Annotated in this window: 15 protein-coding genes; 4 read left to right on the forward strand and 11 right to left on the reverse strand. The window is 69.4% G+C overall.

Translation table 11 applies throughout. The features are described from left to right. On the reverse strand, positions 1 to 285 hold the full coding sequence (locus tag B128_RS0103940) for a putative quinol monooxygenase (RefSeq protein WP_018110976.1): 285 nt from the start codon (positions 283 to 285) through the stop codon (positions 1 to 3). Between the two features lie 119 nt (positions 286 to 404). Here B128_RS0103940 and B128_RS0103945 point away from each other — a divergent pair, with 119 nt between their 5' ends. Together B128_RS0103945 and B128_RS0103950 are read left to right on the forward strand one after the other, a co-directional pair. Then, a complete protein-coding gene (locus tag B128_RS0103945; protein WP_018110977.1) occupies positions 405 to 899 on the forward strand; it encodes a MogA/MoaB family molybdenum cofactor biosynthesis protein in 495 nt (164 codons plus the stop codon). Next, positions 892 to 2,022 carry an aminotransferase class I/II-fold pyridoxal phosphate-dependent enzyme gene (locus B128_RS0103950; protein ID WP_018110978.1) on the forward strand — a complete coding sequence of 377 codons (1,131 nt, stop codon included), beginning with the start codon at positions 892 to 894 and terminating at the stop codon, positions 2,020 to 2,022. The genes B128_RS0103945 and B128_RS0103950 overlap by 8 nt, the downstream gene beginning before the upstream one ends. 21 nt (positions 2,023 to 2,043) lie before the next feature. On the opposite strand, the gene B128_RS0103955 is transcribed toward B128_RS0103950, so the two are convergent. The 7 genes from B128_RS0103955 to aceE all read right to left on the reverse strand — a co-directional run bounded on the left by B128_RS0103955 (position 2,044) and on the right by aceE (position 10,761). Beyond that, positions 2,044 to 3,270: a hypothetical protein gene (locus B128_RS0103955; protein WP_018110979.1), complete on the reverse strand. Its 1,227-nt coding sequence runs from the start codon at positions 3,268 to 3,270 to the stop codon at positions 2,044 to 2,046. A 9-nt stretch (positions 3,271 to 3,279) separates the two neighbouring features. After that, on the reverse strand, positions 3,280 to 4,041 hold the full coding sequence (locus B128_RS0103960) for a LamG-like jellyroll fold domain-containing protein (RefSeq protein WP_040683565.1): 762 nt from the start codon (positions 4,039 to 4,041) through the stop codon (positions 3,280 to 3,282). 116 nt (positions 4,042 to 4,157) lie between these two features. Beyond that, positions 4,158 to 5,396: a bifunctional folylpolyglutamate synthase/dihydrofolate synthase gene (locus B128_RS0103965; protein WP_018110981.1), complete on the reverse strand. Its 1,239-nt coding sequence runs from the start codon at positions 5,394 to 5,396 to the stop codon at positions 4,158 to 4,160. After that, positions 5,397 to 5,792 (reverse strand): manganese-dependent transcriptional regulator PerR, encoded by a 396-nt coding sequence (gene perR / locus B128_RS0103970; RefSeq protein ID WP_018110982.1) that lies wholly within the window; start codon positions 5,790 to 5,792, stop codon positions 5,397 to 5,399. It abuts the gene before it with no gap. A 36-nt stretch (positions 5,793 to 5,828) separates the two neighbouring features. Continuing rightward, positions 5,829 to 6,740 (reverse strand): hydroxymethylbilane synthase, encoded by a 912-nt coding sequence (hemC, locus tag B128_RS0103975; protein WP_018110983.1) that lies wholly within the window; start codon positions 6,738 to 6,740, stop codon positions 5,829 to 5,831. A gap of 35 nt (positions 6,741 to 6,775) precedes the next feature. After that, on the reverse strand, positions 6,776 to 8,023 hold the full coding sequence (locus B128_RS0103980; protein ID WP_026175006.1) for a 2-oxo acid dehydrogenase subunit E2: 1,248 nt from the start codon (positions 8,021 to 8,023) through the stop codon (positions 6,776 to 6,778). A 20-nt stretch (positions 8,024 to 8,043) separates the two neighbouring features. Further along, entirely contained in the window at positions 8,044 to 10,761 is a 2,718-nt protein-coding gene (gene aceE, locus B128_RS0103985; protein ID WP_018110985.1) for a pyruvate dehydrogenase (acetyl-transferring), homodimeric type, read from the reverse strand. 112 nt (positions 10,762 to 10,873) lie between these two features. Here aceE and B128_RS0103990 point away from each other — a divergent pair, with 112 nt between their 5' ends. Next, positions 10,874 to 11,731, forward strand: coding sequence for a LysR family transcriptional regulator (locus B128_RS0103990; protein ID WP_018110986.1), 858 nt, complete (start codon positions 10,874 to 10,876; stop codon positions 11,729 to 11,731). Here the strand turns inward: B128_RS0103990 and B128_RS0103995 are convergent. Together B128_RS0103995 and B128_RS0104000 are read right to left on the reverse strand one after the other, a co-directional pair. Further along, the gene (locus B128_RS0103995; protein WP_018110987.1) at positions 11,728 to 11,985 is read right to left on the reverse strand and encodes a hypothetical protein; all 258 of its coding nucleotides are present in this window, start codon (positions 11,983 to 11,985) and stop codon (positions 11,728 to 11,730) included. The genes B128_RS0103990 and B128_RS0103995 overlap by 4 nt on opposite strands. Further along, positions 11,982 to 12,245: a septum formation initiator family protein gene (locus B128_RS0104000; protein ID WP_018110988.1), complete on the reverse strand. Its 264-nt coding sequence runs from the start codon at positions 12,243 to 12,245 to the stop codon at positions 11,982 to 11,984. Before B128_RS0104000 ends, B128_RS0103995 begins: the two co-directional genes overlap by 4 nt. Before the next feature lie 206 nt (positions 12,246 to 12,451). On the opposite strand from B128_RS0104000, the gene B128_RS0104005 reads away from it, so the two are divergent. Continuing rightward, the gene (locus B128_RS0104005) at positions 12,452 to 12,895 is read left to right on the forward strand and encodes a Fur family transcriptional regulator (RefSeq protein ID WP_018110989.1); all 444 of its coding nucleotides are present in this window, start codon (positions 12,452 to 12,454) and stop codon (positions 12,893 to 12,895) included. Positions 12,896 to 12,941: 46 nt separating this feature from the next. Here the strand turns inward: B128_RS0104005 and B128_RS0104010 are convergent, their stop codons facing one another. Continuing rightward, complete coding sequence (locus B128_RS0104010; RefSeq protein WP_018110990.1) at positions 12,942 to 14,333, reverse strand: leucyl aminopeptidase; 1,392 nt, start codon at positions 14,331 to 14,333, stop codon at positions 12,942 to 12,944. Positions 14,334 to 14,359 lie beyond the last annotated feature (26 nt).

Below are 14,359 nucleotides of genomic sequence, written 5' to 3' on the forward strand. Positions count from 1 at the left end.
TTAGAGGGAGAAAGGGGATAAATCCTCAGTAAACCAAAGCTCCGGCTGGCCCACCACCCCAGCCCGCTCCATGGCCCTCTGCAGCTCCGGAGAGCCGAGGAAATGACGGGCGGTTTCCTGGTCGGGGAAGCGGTTCACCACCACCACCGTGTTGGGGTCTTGGGCATCGCGGTACACGCTGCTGGCCAAAATACCCCCCTGCTGGCGCAGGGCCTCGTTCTGATCGTAAACCCTTCTCCAGTGGTCAAAGTCCCGCACCTGGTGCCGAACGAATACCGTGGTCATGGCTGTGCTCCTTTTAGTCCACGCTCCGGTCAATGGACCGTTCATTCAGTTTGAGGGAGGCCGCGTTAGCTTCACGTCACAAACTAAGCCTTCCCCTCCCCGTGGTACCTTGAAGACAAATGTTCCGCGTGGGCATTCTCACGGTTTCCGACAAGGGTTACCGGGGCGAGCGGGAGGACACCACCCACCTGGCCCTGCGGGAGGCCCTCAAGGGGGGACCTTTTGAGGTGGTGGCCTACGAGCTGGTCCCCGACGAACCTCCCATGATTAAGCGGGTGCTCCGGCTCTGGGCCGACCGGGACGGCCTGGACCTCATCCTGACGAATGGGGGCACGGGCCTCTCCCCCCGGGACCGCACCCCTGAGGCCACGCGGGAGGTGGTGGAGCGGGAGGTGCCGGGCCTCCCCGAGCTCATGCGCCTCAAGGGGTTGCAGAAGACCCCCATGGCCGCCCTCTCCCGGGGGGTGGCGGGGGTGCGGGGGCGGAGCCTGATCCTGAACCTCCCGGGAAGCCCCCGGGGGGCCAGGGAGTCCCTGGAGGCGGTCCTTCCCGTGCTCCCCCACGCCCTCAGCCTGGTCACGGGCAAGGCCTGGAAGGAGGGGCACCATGAGTAGGGTGCCCGAGGCCTCGGTCTTCCTGGTGGTGGACGAGGCCAAGCGCCGGGCCCGGGAGCGGGGCCTCAGGCTCATAGACCTCTCCATCGGCTCCACGGACCTCTTGCCCCCAAGGGCCCCCCTGGAGGCCCTTAGGGAGGCCCTCTTTGACCCCAGCACCTACGGCTACTGCCTGAAAAGCTGCACCCTGCCCTTCCTCGAGGCCGCCTGCCGCTGGTACGAGGAGCGCTACGGGGTCCAGCTGGACCCCAGGCGGGAGGCCCTGGTCCTCATCGGCAGCCAGGAGGGCCTGGCCCACCTCCTCCTGGCCCTCACCGAGCCGGGCGATCTCCTCCTCCTCCCCGAGGTGGCCTACCCCAGCTACTTCGGGGCGGCCAAGGTGGCCTCCCTGGAGACCTTCCTCATCCCCTTGCGCCCCGATGGCCTGGCCGACCTTACCCGGGTGCCGGAAGAGGTCTGGCGGCGGGCCAAGGTCCTCCTCCTCAACTACCCCAACAACCCCACGGGGGCCCTGGCGGACTGGGCCTACCTGGAGGAGGCCCTGGGCCTGGCCCGGCGGTACGGCCTATGGTTCCTCCACGACAACCCCTACGTGGACCAGGTCTACGAGGGCGAGGCCCCCTCCCCCCTGGCCCTCCCCGGGGGAAGGGAACGGGTGGTGGAGCTCTTCTCCCTCTCCAAGAGCTACAACCTGGCGGGCTTCCGCTTGGGCTTCGCCCTGGGGAACGAGGAGGCCATGGCCCGGCTGGAGCGGGTCAAAGGGGTCATAGACTTCAACGCCTACGCGGGCATCCTGCGCATGGGGATGGCCGCTCTCAAGACCCCCAGGGAGGTGACCCGGGGCTTTGCCCGGGTCTACCAGGAGAGGGCCCTGGTCTTGGCCCAGGCCCTGGAAGGCGCCCTGGACCTCCTTCCCCCCAAGGCCACCATGTACCTATGGGGCAAACTTCCCCAGGGGCTGGACGACCTGGAGTTCGTCCTGGGCTTGGTGGAACAAGGCGTGGCCCTGGCCCCGGGGCAGGGGTTTGGCCCTGGGGGAAAGGGGTGGGTGCGCCTGGCCCTGGTGCGGCCCACGGAAGAGCTTTTACAGGCAGCCCAGATTCTCCGCAAGGCCCTGGGCTAGCCCAGGGCCTTGCAGGCCTTGCTACCAGGTGAAGCTGGCGGAAAGGAGGGCGGCCTCCAGGTGCACGGGCCAGAACCGGTCCAGGAAGAGGGTGTGGGCGCTAAAGGTCTCCTCCGGGATGGGCCGCTGGGCCAGGAGGACGGCGAGGGGCTGGTTTCCCGCAAAGGCCGTGGCCCTTAGCTGAACGTTAGAACCCACCGCGGGCACCACCCCGGCAAACCCCGGGGCGTTCTCCACGTCCACGTAGTAGCTGGTGGCGCTCCCCAATGCCCCAGGGCTCAGGAAGTGGCGCCAGTAGCGCACCCCGGGCTCCGCCAGGAAGAAGGCATAGCCCAGGAAGGAAAGTCTCGGGCTGAACCCACTGGCGGCGAGGTTGCTGAAGGTGGGCAAGGCGGTGGGGGAGTGGGTCTCGCTCGCCGAGAGGGTGAGGGGGGGCACGGTCAGGCTCAGGGGAGCCGATGGGACCGCGGCGTAGTACTCGCGCCGGATGGCGCAACTGGAGCCAAGGCAGGTCCAGAACTGGAAGAGGTCGTTCCACTGAAGGGCAGGCCAGGGCACCGGCTGGAGGCCCCCAGTCCAGGAGGCCAGGTCCACCGGTACGAAGCTCTGCAGGACCAGGCCGGCGTAGGAAAAAAATCCGGGGGGTGTGGTCACGCTCAGCGTGGCCGTGACGGGGCTCAGGCTAAGGGAAAGGCTGGGGGGGGGAGTGGGGATGGTCAAGGACCCCAGGCGGCCAAAGTGGGGGGTGGAGGTGCTCCCGCTAAGGACGAAGCCGAACACGGCCACCTCCCGCCCGTTGCCCTGGGGCACCTGAAGCCCGGTGAAGGTGTTCCCCGAGAGCGCCACCTGGTGGCGGGCGGAGAAGGCCTGGCCCGAATTTAGGGAGACGTTGAGGGTTCCGCTTTCGCTGGCCAGGGGGCTGGCGTAAACCGAGGGGCAGCGCACCAGGAGCTGGTTGCCCACCTCATTGCGCTGAAGGTCCAGGCTCACGTAGAAGTCGGTGGCGCCGGAGCTGGGGCAGCGGAAGGCCACCTGGAACCGGGCCCCGGGGGGAATGGGCAGGCTCCAGCTGGACTGGCCGGTGGGCAGGGCGTTCCAAGCAAGTGGCGGGGACCCAAGCCGCCAGGCCGCGGCCAGGGGCTGCAGGGGCTCGCCGATGCCGTCCACCAGGGTCACCTTCAGGGCCGGCAGGCCTCCGCTGCAACCCGCCAGCACGAGAAGGGCGAGGGCAAAAAGGGGGTGCTTCATGCCTCCCTCCTACTGCCCGCTGTAGATGGGGTTAACGGTGCCCATCTTGACCTCGTCCAGCCCGATCTCGCAGTGGCCCATCCCGCTTGGGGGGGTGTGCAGGGCCCCGATCCAGAGGGGCAGGGTGTTGGTGGTGCTGCCCCCAGGCGCGGTGAAGGTCCCCGCGGGGCTCCCGTTCACGTAAAAGACCCCGCTGGCCCCGTCCACCTTCACCGCCACCTGGGTCCAGGTGCCCCCCGAAGGTGGGGTGAAGTTGGCCGTAAAGCTTTGGGTGGAGGTGAAGGTGCTCCCCCCAAGGCGCAAGGCCGCCCGCACCTGGCCTGGCCCGGTGCCCTCTAGGTAGAAGGTGTAGCCGTTACTCCCACCCCACTTGTCCAGGATGGGATAGTAGGCCCCCGCCCCGCACTGGACCGGGGCCACATGGGCCTCGAGGTAGAGGCTCCCATACCCCAGGTTGAGGTCTGGGGTGGAGGGGACCTCCACCCAGGTGGCCCCGTTCCCGGGGAAGTACAGCCCGCCTGCCATCTGGCCGCTCACCGCCATGGGCCCTGTCATGCTGGGCCAAGCGGCCACCGCGCCGGGCTTGGGGGTGCCGGTGTTGAGGATGGGGTTGGCCACCACGTCGGCCACGCTGGTGGCTCCCGCGGCCTCGTTCAGGGGCCAGTGGGCCCGGAGGCAGATGGGGGTGGTGCAGGCGGCCTGGGGGGAGCACCCGGCCAAAGGGCCCGCAAGGGCCAGGCTGAGGGCCAAAAGTGTATACCTGTTCCGCATGGGTATCTCCCTTCGAGGGAGCCAAAAGGGGGCTCTTTTCGGGGAAAAGGGCGCTCTTCTGGCTGGCCTCGAGGTTTAGTTTAAAGAGGCGGGGATGAACGCGCCCTGAACAGGGGCTACTGCCAGCGCGCCTCGGGGGGAAGCCCCTTCAAGGCCCGCAGCACCTCCCCCACCAGGTAGAGGCTTCCCGCCACCACCACCCGCTCGGCTAGGGCAAAGCCCCGCTCCAGGGCCCTCAGGGGGTCTTCCTCCACCCAGGCCCCGGGGAAGAGGGGAAGGAGGGCCCTGGGGTCCTGGGCCCTGGGGGAATGGTAGCGGGTGAGGACCACGGGGCCCAGGTCCTTCAGGGCCTGGGCCATGGCCCTGTGGTCCTTCTCCCGGCTGAAGCCCAGGACCAGGGCCGCGGGCAGGAGGCCGTGGAAGCGGAGGGCCTCGCGGAGGGCAAAGGCCCCCTCGGGGTTGTGGGCCCCGTCCAGGATGAGGGGCCTTCCCCTCCAGGTGAGGCGCTGGAGCCGCCCCGGGTTCTCCGCCCGGGCCAGGCCCCGGGCCACCGCCTCCCAGGAGGCCCCCAGGAGCCTCCCCCCCACCGCCGCCAGGGCCAGGTTGGCCGCCTGGTGGGGGCCCAGGAGGGAGGTCTGGAAGCCCCGCCTTTCCCCCTTCAGCTCCAGGGTGAAGGCCAGGCCCTGGGGCAAGGGGGCCACCTCCTCCACGGCGAAATCCTCCCCCAAAACCCAAAGGGGCGCCCCAAGCCCCCGGGCCTGGGCCCGAAGCTCGGCCAGGCCCTCCCCCTGGGCGGCGGTGAGGGCGGGCACCCCCCGGCGGAGGATCCCCGCCTTCTCCCGGGCCACATCCCTCAGGGTGGGGCCCAGGACCTCCAAGTGGTCGTGGCCGATGTTGGTGACGATGGAGAGGAGGGGCTCCGCGGCGTTGGTGGCGTCCAGGCGCCCCCCCAGCCCCACCTCCAACACGGCCAGCTCCACCCCCTCCCGGGCGAAGTGGAGGAGGGCTAGGGCGGTGGCCACCTCAAAGAAGCTGGCCCCCACCGCCTCCGCGTGGGGGCGTACCTCCTCCAGAAGGCCGGCGAGCCTGGCCTCGGGGATGGGGGTCCCCGCCACGGCCACCCGCTCCGGAAAGGCCACCAGGTGGGGGCTGGTGTAAAGCCCCACCTTGAGCCCCGCCTCCTCCAGGATGGCCGCCAGGGCCCGGGCCACCGAGCCCTTGCCGTTGGTACCCCCCACGAGGACGGTGGGAAAAGCCTCCTCAGGATGGCCCAGACGGGCCAGGAGGGCCCGGATGCGTTCCAGGCCGGGGGTGATGATCCCCTGGCGGGCGTAGAGCCAGGCCAGGGCGTCCATCTAGCCCCTGGGGGCCGCCTTGCAGGTGGGGCAGAGGCCCCGGAAGGTCACCTCTGCGGTGCGCACCTCCACCCCGGGGTGGGCCGCCTGGGCCAGGGCCACCAGGTCCGGGAGGTCCAGCTCCAGGTCCACGATCTCCCCGCACCCCTGGCACACCAGGTGCAGGTGGGGGTGGAGGTTGGCGTCGTAGCGGGTAGCCTCCCCCGCCTTGCTGATGGGGATGAGGTAGCCCTCGGCCACCAGGGCCTCGAGGGTGCGGTAGATGGTGCCCAGGCTCACCTTGGGCACGGTCTTGCGCACCTCCTGGTAGATCCAGGCGGCATCGGGGTGGTTGTGGGCCCGCCGCACCACCTCCAGCACGGCCTTGCGTTGGCGGGTCAGACGCTTCAGCGCCATCGCCCCCACTATACCCCAGCCCCCGGGGAAACTCCACTAAACCTGTCGGGTTTGCTGGAGAAGCTCCCGCCCCCCCTGCTCCAGCACGTCCCTGGCCAGCTCCAGCCCCAGCTCCTCGGCCTCGGAGGCGTCCCCCTCAATCTCCGCCCGGATGAAGCTCTTCCCGTCCGGGGAGAGGATGATCCCCTCCAGGAGGAGGGTTCCGTCCTCGGCCACCTGGGCCAAGGCCCCCACGGGGGCCATGCACCCTGCCCCCAGGCCCCGCAGGAAGGCCCTTTCTGCCCGCACCCGGTCGTGGGAGGGGTGGTGGTGGAGGGCGTAGCAGAGCTCCTCGGCCAGGTCGTCCCCCTGGCGCACCTCCAGGGCCAAAGCCCCCTGGCCCGGGGAGGGAAGCATCACCTCGGGCTCCAGGAACTGGTCTATGCGGTTGCGAAGGTCCAGCCTTATGAGCCCCGCCGCGGCCAGGACGATCCCGTCGTACTCCCCGTTGCCCAGGGCGGCCAGGCGGGTGTCCACGTTGCCCCGAAGCTCCTTCACCACCAGGTCGGGGCGGTAGGCCAGGAGCTGGGCCCTGCGGCGCACGGAGCTGGTGCCCACCACCGCTCCCTTGGGGAGGTCCTCCAGGCGCTTGTAGGTCTTGCCCAGGAAGACGTCCCGGGGGTCCTGGCGCCGGGGGACGGCGGCAATCCTGAGGCCGGGGGGCTCCTCCGTGGGGAGGTCCTTGAGGGAGTGGACGGCGATGTCAATCTCCCGGGAAAGCAAGGCCTCCTGCAGTTCCTTGACGAAGATGGCCTGCTCCCGGGGGTTCGCCCCCTGGTCCCCCCGGGTCTTGATGGTCCGCACCTTGAACTCCGCCTCGGGCCAGCTCTCCTTGAGGCGCTCCACCACCCACCGGGTCTGGGCCAGGGCCAGGGCGCTGCCCCGGGTTCCCACCACGATGACGCGCATACTTTCCCATACTACACGATGCCCCGGGGAAAGCCCTACTCCAGGGCCAGGCCCAGGGGGTCCTCCAGGAGAGCGGCCAGGTGGCGGCAGAAGCGGGCGGCCTCAGCGCCGTCAATGAGGCGGTGGTCGTAGGTGAGGCCAAAGGGCATGAAGAGCCGGGGTACAAAGGCCTCCTTTTCTCCGTCCCACACCGGCTTCACCTGGGAGCGGGACACCCCCAGGATGGCCACCTCCGGCCAGTTCACGATGGGGGTGAACCCCGTCCCCCCAATCCCCCCCAGGTTGGACAGGCTGAAGGTACCCCCCTGCATCTCCTCCGGGGCCAGCTTGCGCTCCCGGGCCCTCTCGGAAACCTCCTGGAGCTCCCTGGCCAGGCGCAGGACCCCCTTCTGGTCCACATTGCGGATCACCGGCACCAGAAGGCCATGGGGGGTATCCACCGCCACCCCGATGTGCACGTAGTCCTTGTAGATGACCTGGGCCCCTTCCGCGTCTATGGAGGCGTTGAACTTGGGGAAGGCCCTTAAGGTGAGGGCCAGGGCCTTGAGGAGGAAGGCGGTGAGGGTGAGGCGGAAGCCCCGCGCCTCCGCCCGCTTGGCGTAGCGCTTGCGCAAGGCCTCCAGCTCGGTGATGTCCGCCTCGTCAAAGTGGGTGACCATGGGCACCTGGGCCCAGGCGGTGCTCATGGAGCGCAAGGTGGCCTTGCGCACCCCGCTCATGGGTTCCAGGCGCACCGGGCCCCACTTGCTGAAGTCGGGAAGCTTGGGGGCGGGGGCTGGGGTGGGGGCCTCGAGGGGAGCCGGGGCCATTCCTGCCGCCCGGCGCACGTCCTCGGCGGTGATCCGCCCCGCCAGGCCCGTGCCCTGGACTCCCCTTAGGTCCACCCCCAGCTCCCGGGCCAGGCGGCGCACGCTGGGGGCAGCGGGGATGAGGCGGCGGCCCTCGCCCCCCGCGGCAACGGGAGGGGTGGGCGCTGGGGCCTTGGGCGCCTCAGGGGGGGGCTCCTTGGCCGCAGGGGAGGGTTTCTCAGAAGAGGGCCCCCCAACCGCGGGGGCCTCGGCCAGCTCCAAAAAGGGCTGGCCCGGGCGCACCTCGTCCCCCACCTTCACCAGCACCCGGCGCACCACCCCGCCCGCCTCCGCGGGCACCTCCATCACCGCCTTGTCGGTCTCCAGCTCCAGGAGGGGCTGGCCTGGGGCCACCTGGTCCCCCTCCTTGACCAGCACCCCCACCACCGTAGCCACGCTCACGTTGTCGCCCAGTTCGGGAAGCTTGAGCTCCATGCTAACCTCCACCATACCCCCTAGCGCCGGTGGGGCGGGGCCACCTCCAGGCGAAGCCCCAGGTCCTGGCGGGCCTTCTCCACCACCTCCGCCGCCACCTTCCCCTCCTCGGCCAGGAGGGAGAGGGCCGCGTAGGCCATGTGCCGGGCGTCCACCTCAAAGAAGTCCCGCAGGGCTTCCCGGGTGTCGGAGCGGCCGAAGCCGTCCGTGCCCAGGGGGCAGAAGGAACGGTCCAGGTAGCCCCGGATCAGGTTGGGCAGGGCCTTGAGGTAGTCGCTCACGGCCACCACCGGGCCCTCGTACCCCTCGAGGGCCTCCTGGACGTAGGGCTTGCGGGCCCTGCCCAGAAGCCGCCGCTCCCTTTCCGCCTCCAGGGCGTCCAGGTAGAGGGCCTTGTAGCTGGTGGCGCTCCACACGTCGGCCACCACCCCGTAGCCCTGGAGGAGTTCCTGGGCCTTGAGGGCCTGGGGCAGGAGGGGGCCCGAACCCAACAGTTGCACCCTGGGGCCTTTCCCCTCTCCCGGGCGGAGGAGGTAGAGCCCCTTGAGGATGCCCTCCTTGACCCCTTCCCGGGGCTCGGGCATGGGGGGGTGGGGGTAGTTCTCGTTCTCTATGGTGATGTAGTAGAAGACGTCCTCCCCCTTCTGGTACATGCGGCGCAGGCCGTCTTCCAGGATCACCGCCAGCTCGTAGGCGAAGCCGGGGTCGTAGACCAGGAGATTGGGGGCGGCCAAGGCGTAGACCTGGCTCTGCCCGTCCTGGTGTTGCAACCCCTCCCCCTCCAAGGTGGTGCGCCCGGCGGTGGCCCCCAGCAGGAAGCCCCGGGTGCGCTGGTCGGCGGCGGCCCAGACCAGGTCCCCGATGCGCTGAAGGCCGAACATGGAGTAGGTGATGAGGAAGGGGATGGTGGGGATGCCCCAGTGGGCGTAGGCGGTGCCGGCGGCGATGAAGTCGGCCATGGCCCCAGCCTCGGTGATCCCCTCCTCCAGGATCTGCCCCTCCTTACTCTCCTTGTAGGCGGTGAGGGTGCCGGCGTCCACGGGGATGTAGAGCTGCCCCTGGGGGGAGTAAATGCCCACCTGGGCGATGAGGGCCTCCATGCCGAAGGTGCGGGCCTCGTCGGGCACGATGGGCACCAAAAGCTTCCCCACCACGGGGTGGCGCAGGAGCTTGGCCAGGATGCGCACGAAGGCCATGGTGGTGGAGATCTCCCGCCCCCCCGTGCCCTCGTAGAACTCCTGGAAGAACTCCTCCCCCGGCACCTCGAGGCCCCCCTGGAAGCGCACCTGGCGCTGGGGCACGAACCCCCCCAGGGCCTTCCGCCGCTCCAGGAGGTAGCGCACCTCGGGGGAGTCGGGGCCCGGGTGGTAGTAGGGGAGCTCGGGGAGCTTTTCCTCAGGCACGGGGATGCCCAGGAAGGCCCGGGCCTCCTTGAGGTCCTCCTCGGTGAGCTTCTTCACCTGGTGAGCCACGTTCTTGGCCATGGCCGTGGGCCCCATGCCGTAGCCCTTGATGGTGCGGGCGATGATGACCACGGGGCTCCCCCTGTGCTCCACCGCCGCCTTGAAGGCGGCGTAGATCTTCCTCAGGTCGTGCCCACCGCGGCTACGGGTGAGCTCGGTGAGCTCCTCGTCGCTCATCCCCTCAATGAGGCGCTTCAGCTCCGGGGTGTTGAAGAAGCGCTCCCTAAGCTCCTTGGCCCCGAAGGCGGCGTAGCGCTGGCTCTCCCCGTCCACCAGGGCCTCAAAGCGGCGCAGGAGATGGCCCTCCTTGTCCTTGGCGATGAGGGCGTCCCAGGCGGAGCCCCAGACGATCTTGATCACCCGCCAGCCCGCCCCCCGGTAGAGGCGCTCCAGCTCCTGGATGATCTTGGAGTTGCCCCGCACCGGCCCGTCCAGGCGCTGCAGGTTGGCGTTCACCACGAAGATGAGGTTGTCCAGGTTCTCCCGGGCCGCCAGGTGCAGGGCGCCCACGGTCTCGGGCTCGTCGTGCTCCCCGTCCCCCAGGAAGGCCCAGACCTTGGCGGAGCTCTTGGGCTTCAGGCCGCGGTCCTCCAGGTAGCGCATGAAGCGGGCCTGGTAGATGGCCTGGATGGGGCCAAGGCCCATGGAGACCGTGGGAAACTCCCAGAAGTCCGGCATGAGCCAGGGGTGGGGGTAGCTGGAAAGTCCCCGGCCCCCCGGCACAGGGGGGTGCACCTCCCGGCGGAAGTTCTCCAGGTCGGCCTCAGAAAGCCGGCCCTCCAGGAAGGCCCGGGCGTAAATCCCCGGGGAGGAGTGGCCCTGGAAGAAGACCAGGTCCCGGTCCAACCCCGCCTCGGGCCCGCGGAAGAAGTGGTTGAAGCCCACCTCGTAAAGCTCGGCGATGGAGGCGTAGGTGGAGATGTGCCCCCCGATGCCGTCCGCCTTCTTGTTGGCCCGGGCCACCATCATGGCCGCGTTCCAGCGCAGGATGTTGACGATGCGCTGTTCCAAGGCCATATCCCCGGGATAGAAGGGCTCCTGGGCCTTGGGGATGGTGTTGAGGTAGGGGGTGGAGAGGCGGTTCCGGGGGGTGTACCCCTGGAGGTAGAGGTACTCGTCCAGAAGGCCGAGCAACTCCTCCACCCGCTCAAACCCCTCCACCCGGAGGACGTACTCCAACGACTCCAGCCACTCCCGGTTCTCCTCTGCCTGGAACCGGGCCCGCTCCGCTTCAGAAAGGGCCTCCAGGGCATTTTTCAATGCTTCCTCCGTCATGCTTCCCCCCTTGGGCAAACTACACTACACCGACTCACCCCTCAGTGTGGCGCAAGGGGAAGCGCTTTGTCCAATAGCACCTGCCCGAGCAGGATGATAAACTTTTCTTATCATGGACCTGCGCCGCCTGCGCCTCTTCCTCCTCCTGGCGGAGGAGCGGAACTTCCACCGGGCGGCCGAGAGGGCCTACCTCTCCCAGCCCGCCCTCTCCCAGCAGGTCCAGGCCCTGGAGCGGGAGCTGGGGGTGCGGCTTCTGGAGCGCAGGCCCTTCCGCCTGACCCCGGCCGGGGAGCTTCTGGCCCAGGAGGGGCGGCGGCTCCTCCAGGAGGCCGAGGCCCTCAAGGAGCGGGTGCGGCGGGCGGGGCGGGAGGAGCTCCGCTTCGGCGTCCCCGAGAACCTCCTCCCCGACCTCATGCCCCTCCTGGACCACCTGCGCCGGGGCCTGGGCCAGCCGGTGGAGGTGGTGGAGCTCCACACCCCCGAGCAGGTGAAGGCCCTGAAGGAAGGTCGCCTGGACTACGGCCTGGCCGGGCTGAGGGTGGAGGACGCCGCCATCGCCGCAGAACCCCTCCTGAAGGTGCCCATCGTGGTGGTCCTGCCCGAGGGCCACCCCCTGGCGGGCCGGGAACGGGTGCCCCTGACCGCCCTCAAGGAGGAGCCCTTCCTCCTCCTGCCCAAGGAGGCCCTCCCCCCCCTCTACGAGGCCTTCATGGAGGTCTTCCGCCAGGCGGGCTTCACCCCCAAGGTGGCCCGGGAGGTGGTCCGCTTCCCCCAGGCGGTGAGCCTGGTGGCCGCCGGGGTGGGGGTCTACCTCACCCTGGCCCCCTACCGGGTCTTCCCCCATCCCGGCACCGTGCTCAGGCCCCTGGCGGAGGAGGCCGCCCTGCAGGTCTCCCTCATCTACCGCAAAACCCCCCCGCCCCCACGGCTCTTTGAGGTGCGGGAGCTTTTGCGGGCCCTGGCGCTCTAGGCCTGGAGGCCCATGGGGTCCGCCTCGCCCCAGGCCAGCTCCACCAGGCCGATCAGGTCCTCCACCGGCACCCCGTAGTCCCGGGAGAGGCGGGTGATCTCGTGGCCCAGGCGCCGCAGGTGGGAAAGCTGGGCCGGGGTGGCCTCGTGGGCCAGTTCCAGAAGCCAGGAGAGGAGGGTCTCGGCCTCCTCGTCGCTGAGGCCATCGGTAAGGGCTTCGTCTTCCAAAAGGATGTGGGCCGGGTCTTCCCTCATCGCCTCTTCAGTATCTCCCCTTGGCGCACCATGCCCAAGCGGCGGGCCAGGGCCTCGAGGTGGGCGGGGTCCTTGGCCGCCGCCACCTGGGCGCGGAGGGCGGCCACCCGAGCCTCCGCCTGGCGCAGTTCGGCCTCCAGCCTCGCCCGCTCCTGGGCCAGGCGGTGGGCCCGTACCCCCTCCTGCCCCAGGAGGAAGAGGGCGTGGGCCAAGCCCAGGGCGAAGACCAGGTGGAGGATGCGGTAAACGGGCCGCTCCAAGATGGGCCCATTATACCGGCCTCGGGAGAGGAGGGCTTGGCAAAGGGGCCCAGCCGGTGAAAAACTGGGAAACACCCACACATGCAAAGGCAGTGCAAAAATCCTCGGCTTGCAGAACAAACTTTGATGGTATAACCCTTTACTTCCTTCAAGTGTTGCATTTGCACACAGCGTATGTATACTGGAATTGAAAGGAAGGAGGAGCCATGCCAAAGATGAAGGAAAAGGAAAACTACCGGGCACGCCTAAAGGCAGTGGGGCTACGGCATACCCTGCCCCGGGAGCGTATTCTGGGCTACCTGGACCGCAAGAACGTCCACCCTACCCCTGAGGAGCTCTACAACGGCCTGAAGAAGCGGGGCTACGACATCGGCCTCTCCACGGTGTACCTGAACCTGCACGTCCTGCGGGAGCACGGCCTCATCTACGAGTTCAAGGACCCCAAGGGCTACACCCGCTACGACGGCTACACCGAGCCCCACCTGCACCTGGCCTGCACCGCCTGCGGCAAGGTGGAGGACCTTCCCCTCAAGAACCTGCCCGAGCTGGACCTTTCCGCCGCCCAGCAGGCCGCGGGGGAAAAGACGGGCTGGGCCCTGGAGGGCTTCCGCCTGGAGTTCCGGGGGAAGTGCCCCAACTGCCAGGGCTAGGAGGCGGTCTATAAGGGCCCAGGGGATGCCCCCCTGGGCCCCCTTTTTAGAGGGCCTGGGCCAGCTCCAGGATGGTCCGCACGCCGAAGCCCGTGCCCCCCTCCGGGCCCAGGGCGTGGGCCTTCTTGGCAAACGCGGGTCCGGCGATGTCCAGGTGGGCCAGGGGCACCCCCACGAACTCCGCCAGGAAAAGGGCCGCGGTGATGGCCCCGCCGTTGCGGTCCCCCACGTTCTTCAGGTCGGCCACCGGACTCTTGAGCTTCTCCCGGTAAGCCCGCTCCAGGGGCATGGGCCAGACCTTCTCCCCCGCCCGCCTGGCCGCTTCCCGCACCCGCTGGCCCCAGGCCTCCTCCGTGGCGAAGAGGGCCGCCACCTCCTCCCCCAGGGCCACCACCGCCGCCCCGGTGAGGGTGGAAAGCTCCAGGATCTGCCTGGCCCCCTGGCGCTCCGCGTAGGCCAGGGCGTCCGCCAGGGTCAGCCGGCCCTCGGCGTCGGTGTTCATCACCTCCACCGTCTTGCCGGAGAAGGTCTTGAGCACGTCCCCCACCCGGTAGGCCCGGCCGGAGATCAGGTTCTCGCAGGCGGCGATGTAGCCCCTAAGCTCCAGGGGTAGGCCCAAGAGGGCGGCGCTCTTCATGGCGCCCAAGACGGCCGCCGCCCCCGCCATGTCCCCCTTCATGGTGGCCATGCTCTCCGTGGGCTTCAGGGAGTAGCCCCCCGAGTCAAAGGTGAGGCCCTTGCCCACCAGGTCGAGCCGCTCCTTGGCCCCTTCCGGGGCGTAGCGCAGGGCGATGAAGCGGGGTGGGTTCTCCGAGCCCCGGGCCACCGCCAGGAAGGCCCCCATGCCCAGCTCAGCGATGGCCCCCTCGTCCAGGACCTCTACCTCCACCCCCAGGGCCCTCAGGGAAAGGGCGGCCTCCGCCAGGGCCTCGGGGGTGAGCACGTTGGGGGGCTCGTTGACCAGGTCGCGGGCAAAGTAGACCCCCTCCGCCACCTTCCACACCCGCTCAAGCCCCGGCGCCTCGGCTCCGGAAAGGGACACCTTCAGGACCCTCTCCTCCTGCTTCTGCCGGTAGCGCTCAAAGCGGTAGGCCCCCAGGAGAAGCCCTTCCGCCAGGGCATAGGGGTCCTCCACGGGTTCCACCAGAACCTCGGGAAAGGCGTGGCGGAGAAGGGTCTGGGCGAGCCTCCCCCCGGCGTGCCTGAGGTCCTCCTCCAGGCCGAAGACCAGGAAGTGGCCCTCCGGGGTGGCAAGGAGGAGGCTCTCCCCCGCCTCCCCCCTGAAGCCCGCCCCCGCCAGGGCGCGGCGGAGGAGGCCGCCTAAGCGGGCGTCCAGGGCCTCCCCCTGGGGCAGGAGGGCCTCCTTGCGGGCGAAGAGCACCTTGAGGGGAACCTGGGCCTGCAAAAAGTCGGCTTGGCTGGCGCTTAGGGTGATCACGCCCTGGGTTATATCACGCCGTGGCA

Origin of the sequence: Thermus igniterrae ATCC 700962 (assembly GCF_000376265.1) — a bacterium.
Classification (GTDB): domain Bacteria; phylum Deinococcota; class Deinococci; order Deinococcales; family Thermaceae; genus Thermus; species Thermus igniterrae.